Genomic DNA, 17,176 nt, shown 5'->3' on the forward strand with positions numbered 1-17,176 from the left:
CCTGATCACAGTCCGCAGGATCGGGTCTCGGCCCCCTCAACAATTTCCCACTGATACGCGTCCACCACTTCGCCACGCGGCCAGTACGTGACGGAGAACCTCTCTTCGCCCCGGCGAATTTCAAGCGTCAGTCGCGCATCCTGATCCCCCTGCAGATGATCTTGGGGAACCGGACGCAAAATCTCGTCGCCATTGCGCAAACCCGCTTCAGCGGCGGCGGAGCCAGGCTCCAGTCCGCGAATGATGCGCGTCGGCTCGGCGAGCACCGCCGTGTCAAAGCCCAGCTCGTACCGACGCATGGACCGCGTGGTGCGCGTGAAACACGGACCGAAGGCGTCTGGTGCGGGGATCGGCATGGCGCCGTCCAGAAACGCCCGAAACTCCTCAACCGCTTCATCGCCCAGCTCGGCGGACAGCACCGCTTCCCAGCTGGCGTTGGTCAGCGTTTCGCCAGATTGCTCACGGCGCAGCATCTCAAGCATCAGGTCATCGAGCGACCGCGCGCCGCCGCTGGCCTGTCGCACGGCGTGATCCACCGTCACGAAATACAGCATGCCCCGGTCGTACGGCAGGGTCCGGATACGCGTATCCGTCCAGAACCGCGTCGGCACCTCGCTATTGGGCGCCGTGGCCATGATGCTGGTGTAATAGCGGCCGGCGTGAAAGTTCAGATCCGCCAGAAAATCTTCAGCGCTGATCTGGCCGAAGCGCAGCGGCAGACGCGCCTGATAGAACACGGCGAGCCCTTCGCCAAACCAGGAGGACTGAAGTCCGCCCGGCTCAGCAATAAAGGGCTGGAAGGTGTGGAACATCTCATGGGCCAGCGTGGACTGAAGCGCTGCGACGTCCGTTGACTCCTCTTTATAGGTCAGCACGAACGAGTGGTGCAGCCCGACGCCGCCGCCGCCATTGATCGGATTATAGCGAATGAAGACGCCATAGGTCGGCGTCTCGTCCTGCCCAAAGAAATCTGCGTACTCATCATAGAGCTCGCCCGCCCAGCTCAGCAGGGCCGGGCCGTCAAACGGCGGCTCGCCCTGGACCACGCCGAAAAAGCCCCGCTCCGGAGTGACTTCCGGCCAGCTTTCAAGCGCGCCCGCCATGTAAAAGCCCATGCGCAACTCAGACCCGCTCAGACGCTCGGCAGCCTGTACGTCTCCTTCGCCCAGCGAGCTGAACCCGCGCATGCCGTCCGGCGCGCGGGAGAAATCCCAGTCGATACTGGCGTCGTACCGGTTCGCGCCCGGCGGCAGAATGAAAAAGATATGCCCGGCCGCGGACACGCCCTGGCCGTTATTGCTGAAGCCGAAGGGCGGCGCCGGGCCGCGCGGCGGCAAGCTCGCCTCCGCGGGAACCGTAAAGCGGACCGTCACCGGGCCTTGCGTCGCACGCCCGGCCAGCCATTGGCGCGTCGGGCCGCCGCTGACGGCGTCGCGCGCCGATTGCTCGGGCAAGTCCACATCCTGATAGCTCAGCTCGATCGGGCCTTGCGCATCTTCCGCTACCAGATCGTGAAGAACCGTTGCGACCGTATCCACATTGCTGGCGATGAGAGGGAGCTGGAAAACAGGCTCGCCGGCCTGGGCGCGAATGCCGTCAAAGACAAAGCGCAACTGCACGGTCTCGATCTGATCGGGCTCGTCCGCCCCGGCCTGCGGCGAGAGGGTCAGCGCCACGGACGGCGCGAGCGATGTTTGCGGGGGTCCGCCCGGTTCCGGCGCCGCGCCGCACGCCGCCAATACCGCTCCCATGACACCCGCGAGCAAAGACTGTTTCAACCGCATATCCTGACCTCATGCTTTGGGGCCAGTGTAGCGCCGCGCCAGGGAATATTCTTGCCATTGTCCGCGCCAGCCCCCGCCGCGACGCATAAACACGCCGCATTGACATACCGGCCGGCCAGAAGAGAGGGCGGCGCATCTCCTGACCGCTTCACTCTGATCGCTCTGACAGTCCGGTTTCGCGACAGGCGCCGCTGAGCCGGAAAAGCTATCCAGATGACCGTTTCGGCCCTGACACTGGCGGGCCTGGGCACAGCGTCGACTGGCTCCCGGAGAGTTGTCATACGACGGCGACCCGATCCGTCCGCCAGAACTCGGGTTCAAAATCTATAATTGAGCACACACAGGCTTCATGGTTTCACCCTTCTTAACCAAGCAACCGCAGGGTGTTCCCGCCATCGCCTGGAGAGAGCCTGATGCGAATCAATATCGCACTTAAACTTGCGGCCGCCTGCGGCGCCTTGGCGGGCATCGCCGTGCTGCTGGGCGCAATCTTTGTATTGAACGTCAATCGGAGCCTTCAAAGCTCGGCCTGGACAAAGCACACATACGAGGTGCTCAGCCTGCTCGATCAAGCCCAAATGGCGATGATTGATCAGGAAACCGGGCTGAGAGCCTTTCTACTGGCAGGCGAAGACAATTTCCTTGAGCCTTATATTGCGGGGCAAGAGAATTTCGATAACGCCGTGGAGACTCTCTTGTCCAAGACAAGCGATAATCCGCGCGCCACGCGTCTCGCGACTGAAATCACAGAGACCGGTCTCGACTGGCGAATCAACCATGCTGAACGCGCCATCGCCCTGATGCGCTCGCCTGCGACCCGTGAGCAGGCGCAAAACATGGAGATTTCAGGGGCCGGCAAAACGCAAATGGACTCAATTCGCGTCTTGCTCGCCGAGTTTGCGGCTATGGAAAGCGCTCTGCTCGGACAACGCGAGGAAACGCTGCAGGCCAACCTCTCCACAGGGCGTCTGATCGGCATTGGCGGCGCGCTTCTGGCCATTGTGCTGGCGGTTGCAGCAAGCGTGTTTCTCGGACGCGATATTTCTGGCCCTATCGACCGGCTGAAACAGGCCATGGAACGCATGACCAAGGGCGAACGCTCCCTGGATATCGAGGGCACCCAGCGCGGCGATGAACTGGGCGAGGTGGCGAGAGCCGTTGAAGTTTTCAGGCTTGCGCTTGCAGAAGCTGACCGGATAGCCGCCGAACAGGCGCAAAACCGTGAAGCCGCAGCGAAACGCCAGGAATCCATTGACGCCTTGTTGTCGGATTTTGAGGCCACATCGTCCGAACTGATGTCCAGCCTGGTCGAACTGGCCAGCGACATGGAAGACGCCGCGTCCGGGCTGGCCGGGAACTCCTCATCCATGAACAATGAAACCAGTCAGGCCCAGACGGCGGCTCAGAATTCCACCGGCGCAGTCCAGACCGTGGCGGGCGCAGCGGAAGAAATGTCCGCCTCGATCGCCGAGATCAGTTCGCAAATCTCAGAATCCGCAAATCTGTCACGCCAGGCGGTCGAAAACTCCCAGCGCAGCACCGGAGACATCCAGGAGCTGGCGCAAACCGCAATCGCCATCGGACAGATCGTCGACATCATCAAGGCCATCGCCGAGCAGACCAACCTGCTGGCGCTCAACGCCACCATTGAAAGCGCGCGGGCCGGTGAAGCCGGCAAGGGCTTCGCGGTCGTCGCTAGTGAAGTCAAAGCCCTGGCCGAGCAAACCTCGAACGCCACCAATGATATCGAGCGTCATATCTCAGCCGTGCAGACCGCGTCCGAAGGCGCGACCAGCTCAATGGACGCCATCACCAAGTCGATCCAGTCCGTTGATGAAATCTGCGCAGCCATCGCCGCTGCGATGGACCAGCAAAGCGCCGCGACCCGCCAGATCGCGGGCAGTGCGCAAGACGCCGCGGCCTCGACCCAGCAAGTGGACGATTCCATCAAGAACGTCCGTGATTTTGCGACCTCCACCCAGTCTTCGGCTGACAAGGGGCTGACCAACGCCAAGGCCCTGGCTGAACGCGCCGAGAGCATGCAGGCCAGGTTCGACGCCTTCATGGCTGCTGTTCGGGCCGCATAACGCAAAAAAGCGCTTCGTAAACAGCCGGGACAGACCGTCCCGGCGGGCGGCGCTCGTCAAAAACACGGGACCAGGAGTTCATGTCATGAAGCCTTTGAGTGTCGCCTCAGCCTTCTCCGCCGCGCTCCTGGCCTCCGGGACGGCCTATGCAAATGAAGAGACGCGCAGCCTGCCGACGTTTGACGTCATTGGCCGGCTTCAGCTCGATCTGTCCGAGGAACCGCCCTTCGGTGACGACATACCGGTGGACCGCAGGGCGCGATTGGGACTGGCCGCGCAGTTCACCGAACACTGGGGCGGCGTCATTGATCTTGATTTCGCTGGCGATCAGATCGCCGAGCAGGATCTCCTGATCTGGTATCGTCCCGCAGCATCCCACCGCTTTGTCTTCGGGCACAACAAGGTCCCGTCCGTCATGGACGAGAAGACAGACGACTTGTTCTCGACATTTCTCGAACGCGCCACCTTTGCACAATTCTCTCCCGGATATGCGCTCGGCGTATCGTACGAGTTCGCGAAGAATGGCTGGCACGCCGAAGCCGGCGTGTTCGGAACCGGGAGCGATGGAGACTCCTTTGTCCTGGATCATGACGGAGCACAGGCCGGAGTTCGTCTGGGGCGCGTGATCACGCGCGAAACCGGCGATCAGTTCCATCTCGGCGTCTCCGGGCACGTCGCGGACATTTCCAGCGCAGCCGTTTACGGCGGCGGTCTGACGCCAGAAATCAACGCCGGCCCCCGACTGCTCCAGTTTTCACTGACCGCGCCGGACACGGCGTCTTTCCTGGGCTTCGAGACCGGGCTGGCTCTGGGCGCCGTCTCGGTGCAGGCCGAAGCGGGCGCGCGACGCTTCGCCTCCAATTCGGGCCCTGATGTTCAGGCTGAGGGCGGATATGTCGAGGCGGCCTACATGCTGACCGGCGAGCACCGCTCACTCAATCCCGCCAATTCCACCTTTCAGCGTGTGACTGTCCTGCGTCCCTTGAGCGCGGGCGGGTCTGGCGCCTTCCAGATCGGGGCGCGCTACAGCCTGACCCAGATCGAACAAGGCCCCGCACAGTCCAATGAACTCACCAGCGTCTCTCTGGCCCTGAACTGGTATCCTGAAGACCGGGTGCGGGTCATGGTCAACTGGGTTCGCCACGACACCTCCTCCTTGGCGTTCATTCCGGTCGAATTCGCGGACGGCGCCTCCGGCGACACGCTGGGCCTTCGCGTGCAGCTTGACTGGTGAAACACCAGGCCTCGACCGGATTCGAAGCTGGAAGGTCAGAGCACATCGGGGCGTCCGTCCGGGCGTCCAACCCGCCCCGCTGCAGTCGCATAGCTCACCCCCTCGCCCCCTTCGGCGACACGCCCGCCTTCTGCCGGGGCGGCGCTCTCAAGAATCGCGCGCCATGCTGAGCGATGGCGCAGCCTGACTTGGTTTTTAAAAGCTGTAGCGCGCCACCAGAGAGACCGTTCGGCCAAACTCCGTATAACCTGCAAACAGGCCGTCTCCGATAAACTCGGACTGCCTGGCGTTGAGCATGTTCGTCACCTGCAGCTGCATCTCCAATGCGTCCGACGGGCTCCAGGTGGCGGAGGCGTCAAGGCTGCCGAACGCGTCCCGGTTTGAGATCAGGGCGGCGTCCGGGCCGACGGAAGTGATCAGCCTGTCGCGCCAGCTATAGGCGATACGCGCCTGAAACGGGTCGCTTTCGTAAAAACCGGTGATGTGAAAACTCGCAGGGGCCACATCCGGAAGGTCATCGGTCAACGTGTCTGAATAGTGCGCGTGTGAGCGGGTCAATGTGTAGTTCGCATGCACCCCCATCGCATCGAACGGCGCCGGCAAGCCGGTGAAGATGAGCTGCCCGGCGATCTCCGCGCCATAGACGCTGGCGCGCCCGCCATTGGCGGGTCCGGTCAGCTCATACATCACGCCGCCAAGATCGAGCGTGGACACCCGGTCAAAGACGAACTGGTCAATATCCTTGTAAAACAGCCCCACGCTGAGAAAGCCCGACGGCGCGTCATATTCAGCTGAAACATCGTACTGCCAGCCCTGGTAACGCCCCAAGCCGGGATTGCCGCCCCGCGCCTCGAGCACGGTCTCTGCGGAGTTCAGCGTCAGACGCGGGGCCAGGTCGGCCAGAGAGGGCCGCGTGATGACGCGCGCCGCTGCGGCGCGGAACCACAGGCGGTCCGTCGTTTCATAGACTGCATTCAGCGAGGGCAAGGCGTCGACATAGCGACGGGTGACGGACACAGGCGCAGCTTCGCCGTCTTCCTCGGCATGCCCTGAAGACCGCTGTTCTGAATGGGTCAGCCGCACCCCCATATTCAGACGCAAGGGCCGCTCGGCCAGCCTGGCGTCCATATTCGTCATCACATAGCCTGCGGCGATGTCTTCACTCACCTTGTAGGAATTTCGCAAATCCCAGGATGTGGGTTCACGCGACAACGCGCTGCGGTCTGACAGGGCGAGAAAGGCGTCAGCGTCGGGCTGCAACCAGCTGTCCAGAATGCCTGACCCTGAGTTCAGGAAACCCGATACCGGAAACGGATCAAACATCTCCGCGCCAAAACGGTCTCCGGCGAGGTCCGTGAGGATCACATCCTGCCTTGTGTAAGTGCGCGACCGGCTGCGCCAGCTCGCCCCCATGACGATGTCTTCGAAGGGACCGGCGTTGAGCGCCCGCACTGCATCGACCCCGCCGCTCAACTCTTCATCCACAGATTTCTGACGTCGCCACTCGATACGACGAAAGGGCAAGGCGGATGGATCATTCAGGTCGATTTCCAGCAAACGGACTTCGGGAAGCTCTGCGCCCGCAGCGGGCTGGCTGAGCCGTATCCGTCCAACATCCCCCTGGAGCCGGGTGCGCAGGATCGGACTGGCTGTCGAACTCACAGCGCGCGTTCCCGAAAGCTCGGCCTGCACGCTCCAGCGCCCCCAGTCCCGACGCCCCTCCAGCGTCAGGATCGAATTGTCATGACGTAGCTGCGACCGCTCATAGCCGATCTGGGATGATCCCTGCCCCTCTACGGACGCCACAGCCCCATCCGCGCGCGTGACAGCGATACGCTCGTGCGGCTCGTTGAGACCTGCTGAATAGGTCAGCTCGTTATAGGTATTGTCGAGACGGGTATGAAATACGCCCACCTCCAGCGCCTGACGCGCGCCTCGCCATTGCAGCTTGCCATTGATGGTGAAGCGCCGACGCGTCTCCCATTCCAGCGTGGGGCGCGCGGCCGTCATCGCCAGCATGCTCTCGCCGTCAATGTCCAGCTCGCGATAATCCACCCCTGTCACACGATCCTGCCGACCGTCGCGCTCCAGAAAACTCGCGGCCAGCATCAGGCCCGTCGAGGCAGCGTCATCACGCCAGCTCGCCAGTGCGGACACGCGAGGACTGAGCGTTTGGGCGAGATCGGAATGGTTGCCGGCGGCCGAAAACCGAAAGGTTTCATCGGGCAAGTCGAGCGGGTCATAGGTCTTGATGTCGATGATGGCTCCAATAGCGCCCTCATCGTGATCGGCAGTCGGGGTCTTGATCACGCTCACCCCGGCCACGGTCTCCGGCGCCAGAACGTCAAACCGGAACTGGCGGCCGTCCTGACCGGAATCGCGGACATTCTCGTTCACGGCCAGAGCCCGACCGTCGAGCGTGACAAGCTGGAAATTCGGCGCCAGGCCGCGAACGCTGACGAACAATCCCTCCCCGCGTTCGCGCACAATCGAAACGCCAGGCACGCGGAGCAGGGATTCCGCGACATTGCGCGCCGGATAATCGCCAATATCCTGAGCATCGATTGCGTCCACCAAATTGGTGGATCGCCGCCGGATCTGACGCGCCGAGGCCAGGCTGCCGGAATACCGCCCCCGAACAATGACGGTGTCCGGCCCACGCTCGGGCCGCACCGGGTCAGCCTCCAGTCGCACCTCATCACGCGGCGGCGCTGCGCGAATGATCACAGCTCCGCTCTCAAGCACTTCAAAGTCCAGCGCCTGATCTTCCAGAAGCCCTGTCAGGGCCGCTTCCAGCGATAGGGCTGATTGCGGCAGGCGCGCCATACGCCCTCGCAACTGGTCAGGACTGGCGACAATGGGGCGATGATACTCCCGCGACAAGGCGTCCAGCACGTCGCTCAACGGGCTGAGCTCGAACGGCGACGCCCCCTGCCTGGCCCAGGCAGGGGCGTGAAAGCCCAAGCCGGCCAGGCAAGCCGCCAGTATCGCGCACAAACACGATCGCCAGATCCACGACACGGTATTCCCCCATCCCCGCCCCCTCAGACGGGCTGTGGGCATGCTATCAAGGAAGCCTGTCAGTTTGATCACATCGCCCCCCGTTTCCGCACACGCGGGGTCTGGCGCTGCCTATCCCTTCATGCTCACAAGTCGGATCTCTCCGGAACGGCGCTCCAGATTGAGGCCCAGACTGTGCGCGACGGCCTCCAGCGTCTGATCGATCTGCTCACTGTCAAACGAAGCGCTGACGCGCATTTCGCAGGCGTCAGGATCGGTGGCGCTGACAGGCGTCTGCGTGAAGCGATTCACATCAATGATGAGATCACACAAGGAAGCGTCTTCGAAATAAAACCGGCGTTGACGCCAGGCGAGCGTGCGCTCTGCGTCGAAAGCGCCGCGCCGAACCGCGCCATCGTCAAACAGCACCGCCTGTTGTCGGGGCGTGAGCAGCATGGACAACGCGCTTTCCTCCTCTGTCGAGACTGCAGCAGAAGTCAGACGCACGCGTCCTTCGGTGACGGACACCGCTACGGCGTTCGCGCCGTGGCGGATGTCGAACGCTGTCCCGACGACACGCACTTCAGCTGCGCCCGCTCGCACTTCGAAGGGGCGTGCGACATCATGGGCGACCTCGAAATAGGCCTGCCCTGCACTCAGAACCACTTCGCGGATTTCGCCGAGCCGCACCTGCAGGCGCGTATCTCCACTCAACGTGATCACGCTGCCATCCGGCAAGGACACCGTCTCGACCTCGCCAACGCCGGTCTGAAAGCGCAAGGTTTCGACCTGAGCCGCGACCTGCACGGTGTCGCTCGCCGGGCTCAGAAGCTGGTGAAGCGCACCTGCCGCCACTCCCAGCCCTAACGTCACCGCGACCAAGGCCGCGGCCGCCGTGCTCCAGCCGCGCCAAACCGAACGCGGCTGTTCAAATCGCGCTGACGGCTCGTCCTGTCGCACGTCATTCGCGGACACGGTCAGTCGCTCCTCGACACGATCGACTTCCGCAAACGCCTCCCAGGCCTGCTTGATGGTTGTGTAGGCGTGGACGTGTGAGGGATCTTGCTGCAGCCAGGCGCTGAAATCAGCACGGCCAGCTTCAGTGTCGTGACCGGAGCGCAAATAGGCGAACCACGCGGCAGCCTGATCCTCGACCGAGCCGTCCTTGCCCACCGGGAAAAACTCAGAGACAGAATTAGTCATTGAAGGCTCTCGGGTGTGCATACTCGTTCTTCTCGCCTTCATTCAGACCCGCGCGCAACTGGATCATAGCCTTCGCCAGCAGACGCGACACGGAAGACACGTTGACCTGCATGTCCCGCGCGATCACGGTCAAGGTTTCACCTTTGAACCGCGCACGATAGACGATTTCACGCTGTTGTGCAGGCAAGCTGTCAATCATGCGCCCAAGGCGTGTGAGCGCCTCCTGGTCTAGATAGACGGTTTCAGGCGTCGGATTTTGCACACTGTCTACAGCGCGCAATTGTTCTTCCTCAAACCGTCGGGCGCTGGCGAGGCGATCCACCTGGTCCAGACCGGCGTTTACGGCCACGCGAAACAGGAAAGCGCCGGGCTGTCGGATGGCGTCAATATCTGGAAGCGTGGCGAGTTTGGCGAACGCGATCTGCACAAGATCCTGAGGGTCGGGGGGACCTGCGCCATATACGCGACGCAAACGCGCCGTCAGGCTGCGCTTGTGCTGGCGATAAAGCTGATCGATCAGCTTGCGTCGCCCCTCCCCCTGGTCCGTTGAACCCTTCTGCGTCAACACCGGGCCATCCCCTTATTGAGCCTCGGAATCCGAAACAATCTCGATGAAAACGGGATTGGAGTAGAACCAGAGATCCTCCCACGGGTTTTCTCCGCGCGGATCAGCTTCCGGCTCGCCTTCATCCGTATTCGTTCCGCGCAGGCGCACATAAAATCCTGTCTGCACGTTTTCGATGACGATTTGATGAGACAGGCTGTCGCCGGACCGACGCCATTGTGACCGCGGCAGGCGTTCCAGGACACGGGTGGAGGGGTTCTGGTCGCGATGCTCTCCGACCGGCTCTACAAACTCGCCGACAATCACATCAACGCGCTCCACGCTGGGGTCGTCGCCATGGGCGTTCTCGGCCTGGGGGTCGGTGAAGGACACGGTGATCACCAGATCCTCGCCCCGGGTGACGCTCAGCGTTTCACCCAGATGCCGGGTTCTTGCGCCGCCTGAGGCTTCAAGTTCCATGGAGAGCTCAGTGATCAGGCCGCCCGTCGCGACGAAGACCCGCCCCGCTCTCAAGCCCTGCAGGACAGCGTCATAGGTCCTGTCTGCAAACACGTAGGTCTTGGCGTATTCACCGGGCCAGAAGTCATCGCCGCCATCGCGCCAGTTGCGATGGGAATCCGAAGTCGCGGTCACCCACCAGCGACGCCCCTCGCCCAGCATGGAATCCCAGAACCCGCCCAGCGTCGCGGTCAGCGGATCATACCCGCCAAAGGTCTGCGCCTCAGTGTATCCGGCGCGCGGCGCGGTCGGGTGAATGCCGCCGTCAGGCATGATGGCGCGGGCCTGGTGCCCTGGCGCGCCTTCCATGCCAACCGCAACATGGGGGGCGATATCGTTCCAGCGGCGCAGCTCGGAAGGTTCAACGCGCGCATATGTTCCCTGGAAGAAGGACCGCGCCGGGTGATTGGCGATCAGCACCGGCGGCACCGGCAGATCGCGCATCACGCGCAGAGCCTCGTCCATGCGCGGCTCCAGATCCCACCCCAGATCCGGCGGAAAGGGTTCACGCTTGTTGTACTGGCTTTCGATTTCGAACAGCCGCTCCGCCTCGTCAGGCGTGTGCGGAATAATCAGGCTGGAATGATCCGCGCCGGGCGTATCAAACTCCATGCCGTAAAACAGGATCAGCTCAGGCAATTCGGCGCGCGCGGCCAGCACGTCCGGATAGGCGCGTTCAAGATTGAGCCGACTGTGATTGGGGCCCCCATGATCGGTGGACACCATCCAGTCCAGCCCGTAGGCGCGGGCCTGCCGCGCGTTTTCGATGATTGGATAGACCGCATCGCCAGCGATCCGCGGCACAGGCGGCAGGTCTTCTGAGGGCGCGCCCTTTTCAGACCAGGTTGCGGAGTATTCGCTATGCACATGGTGATCGCCCGCCAGCCAACGCGCGCTGTCAGACGGCGCAGGATACTGGACCGGTTCGCGAGCGGGCGCTTCGACATCCTCGTGGGCGTGCGGGTGCGCGTGATGAGGATGCGCGGATGCCGGCGCGCACACAGACACAAGGGTCGCAACGGACAGAAGGCATGGACGCCACATGATCAGATCTCCTGAAAAGCAGAAGAGAACCCGTCATGTCTGACGGGTTCTCCCAACAACTGGCCCGGTCGACGCCGGGGGTTGCGCATTGCGCCGACCAGAGCCAGAGGATGGCTTAGAAACTTCCGCGAACGCCGAAATAGAGCGTGCGGCCATAGGTATGGATCTGGGTCACTTCGCGCTCCACGCCCTGGTAGGAGACCTGCTGCTCATTGAGCAGGTTCGTGCCTTGGGTGTAGAGTTCGAGCCAGTCATTGACCTGGTAGCTCGCCCCAAAATCGAGCGTGCCATAGCCCTTCTGATAGAAGCCGACTTCATCGGGATCAGTCGGACGCGAGGTCACGGTCGCCCCGGTGTCGGTCAGGTAATCATCCCGCCACGTATAGCTGAGATTGGCCGAGATCGGGCCGCGCTCAAAGAACGGGGTGATGGACAAGCTGGTGTCTGACACGCCCTGAATGCCGGCGGACTGGACGCCGACGCCCTGCTGAGCGAGCTCGAGCTTGGTGGTGGCGAACGTGGCCGTCGCAGTGACGCCCAGACCCATTTCAAGCTTGTTGGTGAAACCGAACTCGATGCCGGAAATGCTGGCGTCGCCCACATTCACCGGGGTGGAGACCAGAATGTCCACCGGCAGGGTCGAGCCGTCCTGAACCGCGAACGCCAGGGTGCGGGTTTCCACGTCGCTGGCGATGTAATCGCTGACATCCTTGTAGAACGCCGCCGCCGTAAAGGCGCCGAATTCATCGAAATACCATTCAAAGGACAGATCATAGTTCCAGCTGGTGTACGGCGTCAGTTCCGGGTTGCCGGCCGACGCGGTCAGGATCAGCGTATCGTCATTGAGCGCATCCGCACCCTGGATGAAGATCTGGGAGACCGTGCCGGAATTGGTGTTGATCGAGTTGCGCAGCTCTGACAGGGAGGGCCGGGTCATGGTGCGCGCCGCGCCCAGACGCAGCAGAACATCGTCGGTCAGATCGAAGGTGACGTTCAGGCTGGGCAGGAACTCCTCATACGTGCTGTCAAACTCGGTCGGCGTCACGGCCGTGGTCACGCCGCCAGCGCCATCGTCGACCGGAGCGACCGTCGTGCCCAGGACATTGGTGTCGGTGGAGACGTAGCGCAGCCCCACATTGCCATCGAGCGGCACGCCCTGGAATTCCGAGGCGAAATCCACTCGGCTGTAGAAGGCGGTGATCTCCTCGCCGATGCGGTAGGAGTTCTGCAGATCGCCCGCGGTCGGCTCAAGGTCAGACGCGTTCGGGCTGACATTGGGGAATTCACCGCCAGTGGTGAAGGCGTCCATCCATTGCTGGATATTGGCGCTGGTCCACAGCTGACCGTTGACGATGGACTCATCAAACGTGTTGCCCGGCACCATTGTGTTCATGAAGGCCGGATCATTGATGTCATAACCGGCGCGCAGATACTGGCTGACATCGCGCACATCGCGATCGCGGCGCTGATAGTCCCGATACCGATCCGAGTACTGACCGCCCGCCATGAAGCGCGTCAGCGTCAGACCGCCGAACGCCATGTCCAGATCACGCGAGACATCCAGGGTGAAGGTCTTGTCCTCGTCCTCGGAATTGATCGGGCGATAACGGAAGCGGTAATAGGGCACGATAGACGGATCGGTCAGGTCGAGATCGGTGTAGAGCGCATTGATCTCGGCGTCGCCCGCCACGTCATTGGACAGGTCAAAGGTCAGATTGCCGCCATCGCCAGAGCCGGTGCGCATTTCAACGCGTGAGATCGGCGTGGTGAGGTCGGAGTTGGCGAGCGCATAGCTGAACTTCGGCTCGATCTCCCAGCCGCCAACCTCATAGATGAAGCCCGCGGTCAGATTGATGTTTTCATGCTGCTGATCAAGGAATTCGGTGTAGTTGCGGATCCGGGCGCCGTTGATGGTCCCGGCCAGCAAATATCCATCTTCGACGACAGCCGTGGACAGGTCGAGCCGGTCGAGCTGGCTGGGGATGTAGTAAGTCAGACGGCGTTCCACCACTTCGTTATTGAAGATGGAGTAGAGCGCATCCGCCTTGAATTCGAGCGTGTCGGACAAACGCCATTGCAGCCCGCCGACTGCGCTCATGCGCTCACGGTCTTCCTGCTCGAGATAGGGCTGGATGTCTCCCGGCGCGCGCACGGTCCCAAGGCCTGCGACATCCACATCGCCCCAGCCCAGACGCAGGCGTTCAAACTGAACCTCGCGTTGGGAGAAGGACAGCCCGCCAATCACGCCGAAGCTGCTGTCGGCATTGCGCCAGCCTGCGGCCAGAGAGCCGTTCGGCGCCAGATCATCGGTGCGCTCTTCATAAGAGCCGTACAGGGAGCCGGAGACAAAGCTGTCGCGATCCAGCGGCGCCACCGTGCGGATGTCCACCGAAGAGCCGATGCCCATTTCCACCAGATCCGCGGTCGGGGTCTTGGCGACGACGATGCCGTCAATGAGGTCAGATGGAATGACGCGCAGGCGGAACTGACGGCCTGACTGGCCGGAATTGCGGATGTTTTCGTTATAGGCGAGCGGCATGCCGTTCATGGTCACCGCCTGGAAGTTCGGCCCCAGACCGCGCACGGAAATGAACTGCCCTTCCCCGCCTTCGCGCACAATGGTGACGCCGGGGATGCGCTGCAGCGCCTCAGCCACGTTCACCGCCGGCAGCTTGCCGATATCAGCGGCCACGATGGCGTCGACAATGCCGTCGGCCGTACGTTTTTCGGCCAGCGAGTCCGCCAGGCTGGCGGTGAAGCTGCCCCGAACCACGATGACGTCAGGTTCGGCGTCCTGAGCTGAAGCAGCCCCCAGCGCCACAGCAGAGACAGAGCCGCACAGCACGGCGGCGGCGATGGATCGGTTCCGCTTGGTCAGCGGCAAAGCAAATGAAAAAGGCATGTGATGGCTTCCCCCACAACACAGCACGCTTCGCGCATCGAAGCGTTTGCGGAAGGAAGACGCCTTTGCGCGGCCGGTTTTGCGCAGGCTCGCGTTTCTTCACGAATTCTTCACGGAGAAGGCGCGGGACCTCCCCTTGTCCGTGATCAGGACCGGACGGAGCTGGATCAGTCTTCTGAACGCTTGTCCGCCTGCGAGGGCTGAACGCTCGAGGGTCGAACGCCGTGAAACATCCTATGCGACGTTTGAAAAATGCTCCGACAGAGCAGACCTTGAGCTTTGTTCTGTCAGGTCCGGCGTGTGCGATGCGCCCGGAATCTCCACCGCCGTCACGAGGGGTTTGCGCGCCATGCGCGAGACCGTCCTTGCGGAGAGAATGTCAGAGCGCGCACCCCGCAACACCAGTACCGGACGATGCTTCGCCAGGCGATTGAAATGGCGCCACATGACAAGGCTCGCCAACTGGATCATCCACACAGGAGCCTTGCTCGCGACCGCTGGGTCATAGGTCGGCGTCAATGCGCCGTCCTGCGCCTGGTTGAACATGCGGGCGGTGAACTGCTCCCAGTCTGCGGCCGTGTAATGGGGAAAGGCGGATCCCGCGATATGCCGGGCGTACTCGGTCGCGGCGCTCCAGCTGTCCACCACAGGGGCCGTTTTTGCATACCCGCCGATCCGGCGGATACCCTCCGCCTCAATCCTGGGACCGATATCGTTCAACACCGCTCCGGCCAGCCGCGGCAAATGCGTGCGCGCCATCTGCATGGCGATCATCCCGCCCAGCGACGTGCCCAGTATGTGCGCCTGTTCGAGCTTCAATGAATCCAGCAGCGCCACGATGTCCTGCGCATAGACCGGCAGACGATAGGCTTTGGGGTCGGCGCGATCCGAGCGCCCCCGCCCCCGCAGGTCCACCGCCAGGACGCGGCGCCCCAGACCCGCCAGCCAGGGCGCCACATCCTCGAAATCCAGACTGTTCCGCGTCAGTCCCGGTATGCAAACCACGGGAAGGCCCGCCGCTTTGTCAGGCGCATATTCACGCGCAAACAGCTTCAGCCCATCCCCGGACGTCCAGACATGATCAGTGATGACAAGGGGTGAGGTCATGAATGTGTTCCACTGATTGCATCTTCCCCACAGCGCTCCTGCTGGAGGTCAGCGGACAGATGGTGTGACGGGCGCATCCGGACGCCGTTCCGCGCCGGGTCTTCAGTCACACTGACTCATCCCGCCAAGTCAACATCTTTATTATCTGATCAATAAGTTTATCATGATGACTTGCCAGCCCGCCCGATTGGGGGGAATTCATTGATACGCCCCGCCGCCTGACCGAAACGGCGCCCTGTCTTGAGGAGACACTCCATGCCTCGTGCAATCCTGACCGGCGTTTGCGCCGTTGCGCTCTTAGCGTCTTGCGGCCCTTCCGGACCTGAGGCGGACGCCCCGGCTGCGGCTGTCCTGAGCGAACTGTCCCTGGACCGGGGCGAGATCGCTGACAGCCTGTCGCAAGCGCTGCAGTTCCAGACCGTGGCGAATGACGCGGATCCGGCCGTCGAAAGCGCCGCGTTCGAGGCGTTTCACGCCTTTCTGGCGGAGCGCTTCCCCCGGCTTCATGCGCAAGCGGAGCTCACAGAGCTGGACGCCCATACGCTGATGTATTTCTGGCCGGGCTCGGATCCGGTCCTCGACCCGATCGTGCTTCTGGCCCATCAGGACGTCGTGCCGGTGGAAGGCGACACGCTGGAGCGCTGGGATTTTCCTCCCTTCTCCGGCACGATCCATGACGGCTATGTCTATGGGCGTGGCGCGCTGGACATGAAGGGGCATCTCATCGCCCTTCTGAGCGCGGTCGAGGCGCTGATCGCCGAAGACCACACGCCCCGGCGCGGGGTCTATATCGTTCTGGGCGGCGATGAAGAAACCGAAGGCGCCGGGGCGCGCAGCGCAGCGGAGGCTTTGGCGGCCCGCGGCGTGAAGCCGTTCTTCGTGGTGGATGAAGGCGGTTTCATCATGTCCGAAAACCCGGTGACGGGCACGCCGGCCATCATGATCGCCATCGCTGAAAAACACTCCATGACCGTACAGGTGACGGCGCAGGCGCGCGGCGGTCATTCCTCAACCCCGCCTGAAGAGACCGCTGTCAGCCAGCTGGCGCGCGCCATCGTGCAGATACAGGACCGGCCGTTCAGTCGCTCGGTCTCGGGCGGGCCGACGCGGGACATGCTGCTGGCTCTGGGCCCGACCATGGGCGGCGTCGGCGGGTTCATCCTGTCCCATCCCGGTACGTTCGGTCCGATCATCACCGGCCAGCTGGCAGGGGAAGAGGTGGGCCGCGCGCTTCTGGGCACAACCATCGCGCCAACGGTCATCCAGGGCGGCACGGCGGAAAACGTGCTGCCGCAACAGGCCCATGCGCTGATCAATCTGCGCCTTCACCCGCGCGACAGCGTGGAGGACGCCCTCGCCCATCTGCGCGATAGCGTCAATGATCTCGAAGGCGTTGAAATCACGCTTGAAGGCGCGCCCTTCAGCCAGACGCCGGTGGCGCCCACGGAGGGCGAAGCCTGGCGCCTGATTTCAGAGACGGCTCAGGCCTATGGTCCCGAAGGCGCGCCGGTCGTGCCCTTCATGATCACCGGCGCCACCGATGCACGGGCCTTTGGGTCGCTGACCGATACGCTCTATCGCTTCACCGCCGTGACGCTGGGCGAAGAGGATTTTGCGGGCATTCACGGTGACAATGAACGCATCAGCCTGGACAATCTCGAAGCCATGACCGGCTTCTTCCACACGCTGATCGACCGCTCCGCGGTCCATCCGGAAACGGAAGGCTAGACCCGTCCAAAGCAACGCCGCCCC

At 62.8% G+C, this 17,176-nt stretch carries 10 protein-coding genes; 3 read left to right on the forward strand and 7 right to left on the reverse strand.

Translation table 11 applies throughout. From position 1 onward, the window contains the following. Positions 1–5: 5 nt before the first annotated feature. Positions 6–1,784 (reverse strand): peptidase M61, encoded by a 1,779-nt coding sequence (locus ACTIGF_RS02355; RefSeq protein ID WP_439635339.1) that lies wholly within the window; start codon positions 1,782–1,784, stop codon positions 6–8. Between the two features lie 413 nt (positions 1,785–2,197). Between ACTIGF_RS02355 and ACTIGF_RS02360 the strand changes: the two genes are divergently transcribed. Both ACTIGF_RS02360 and ACTIGF_RS02365 read left to right on the forward strand, forming a co-directional pair. Beyond that, positions 2,198–3,871, forward strand: a complete 1,674-nt coding sequence (locus ACTIGF_RS02360) for a methyl-accepting chemotaxis protein (protein WP_439635340.1) — start codon at positions 2,198–2,200, stop codon at positions 3,869–3,871. An 85-nt stretch (positions 3,872–3,956) separates the two neighbouring features. Further along, a complete protein-coding gene (locus ACTIGF_RS02365) occupies positions 3,957–5,105 on the forward strand; it encodes an OprO/OprP family phosphate-selective porin (RefSeq protein ID WP_439635341.1) in 1,149 nt (382 codons plus the stop codon). Positions 5,106–5,300: 195 nt separating this feature from the next. Here ACTIGF_RS02365 and ACTIGF_RS02370 read toward each other — a convergent pair whose 3' ends face one another. From ACTIGF_RS02370 to ACTIGF_RS02395, 6 genes are all read right to left on the reverse strand, one after another. Continuing rightward, positions 5,301–8,126: a TonB-dependent receptor gene (locus tag ACTIGF_RS02370; RefSeq protein ID WP_439635342.1), complete on the reverse strand. Its 2,826-nt coding sequence runs from the start codon at positions 8,124–8,126 to the stop codon at positions 5,301–5,303. A 111-nt stretch (positions 8,127–8,237) separates the two neighbouring features. Next, entirely contained in the window at positions 8,238–9,308 is a 1,071-nt protein-coding gene (locus tag ACTIGF_RS02375) for a FecR family protein (protein ID WP_439635343.1), read from the reverse strand. Continuing rightward, a complete protein-coding gene (locus ACTIGF_RS02380) occupies positions 9,301–9,876 on the reverse strand; it encodes an RNA polymerase sigma factor (RefSeq protein ID WP_439635344.1) in 576 nt (191 codons plus the stop codon). The genes ACTIGF_RS02375 and ACTIGF_RS02380 overlap by 8 nt, the downstream gene beginning before the upstream one ends. A gap of 12 nt (positions 9,877–9,888) precedes the next feature. Next, complete coding sequence (locus tag ACTIGF_RS02385) at positions 9,889–11,415, reverse strand: phosphoesterase (protein WP_439635345.1); 1,527 nt, start codon at positions 11,413–11,415, stop codon at positions 9,889–9,891. Positions 11,416–11,530: 115 nt separating this feature from the next. Further along, the gene (locus tag ACTIGF_RS02390; protein WP_439635346.1) at positions 11,531–14,317 is read right to left on the reverse strand and encodes a TonB-dependent receptor; all 2,787 of its coding nucleotides are present in this window, start codon (positions 14,315–14,317) and stop codon (positions 11,531–11,533) included. A gap of 234 nt (positions 14,318–14,551) precedes the next feature. Beyond that, positions 14,552–15,424 carry an alpha/beta fold hydrolase gene (locus ACTIGF_RS02395; protein ID WP_439635347.1) on the reverse strand — a complete coding sequence of 291 codons (873 nt, stop codon included), beginning with the start codon at positions 15,422–15,424 and terminating at the stop codon, positions 14,552–14,554. 255 nt (positions 15,425–15,679) lie between these two features. Between ACTIGF_RS02395 and ACTIGF_RS02400 the strand changes: the two genes are divergently transcribed. Beyond that, positions 15,680–17,152 (forward strand): M20/M25/M40 family metallo-hydrolase, encoded by a 1,473-nt coding sequence (locus tag ACTIGF_RS02400; RefSeq protein WP_439635348.1) that lies wholly within the window; start codon positions 15,680–15,682, stop codon positions 17,150–17,152. Positions 17,153–17,176: the final 24 nt, after the last annotated feature.

The organism is Oceanicaulis sp., from assembly GCF_051859625.1.
Classification (GTDB): Bacteria; Pseudomonadota; Alphaproteobacteria; order Caulobacterales; family Maricaulaceae; genus Oceanicaulis.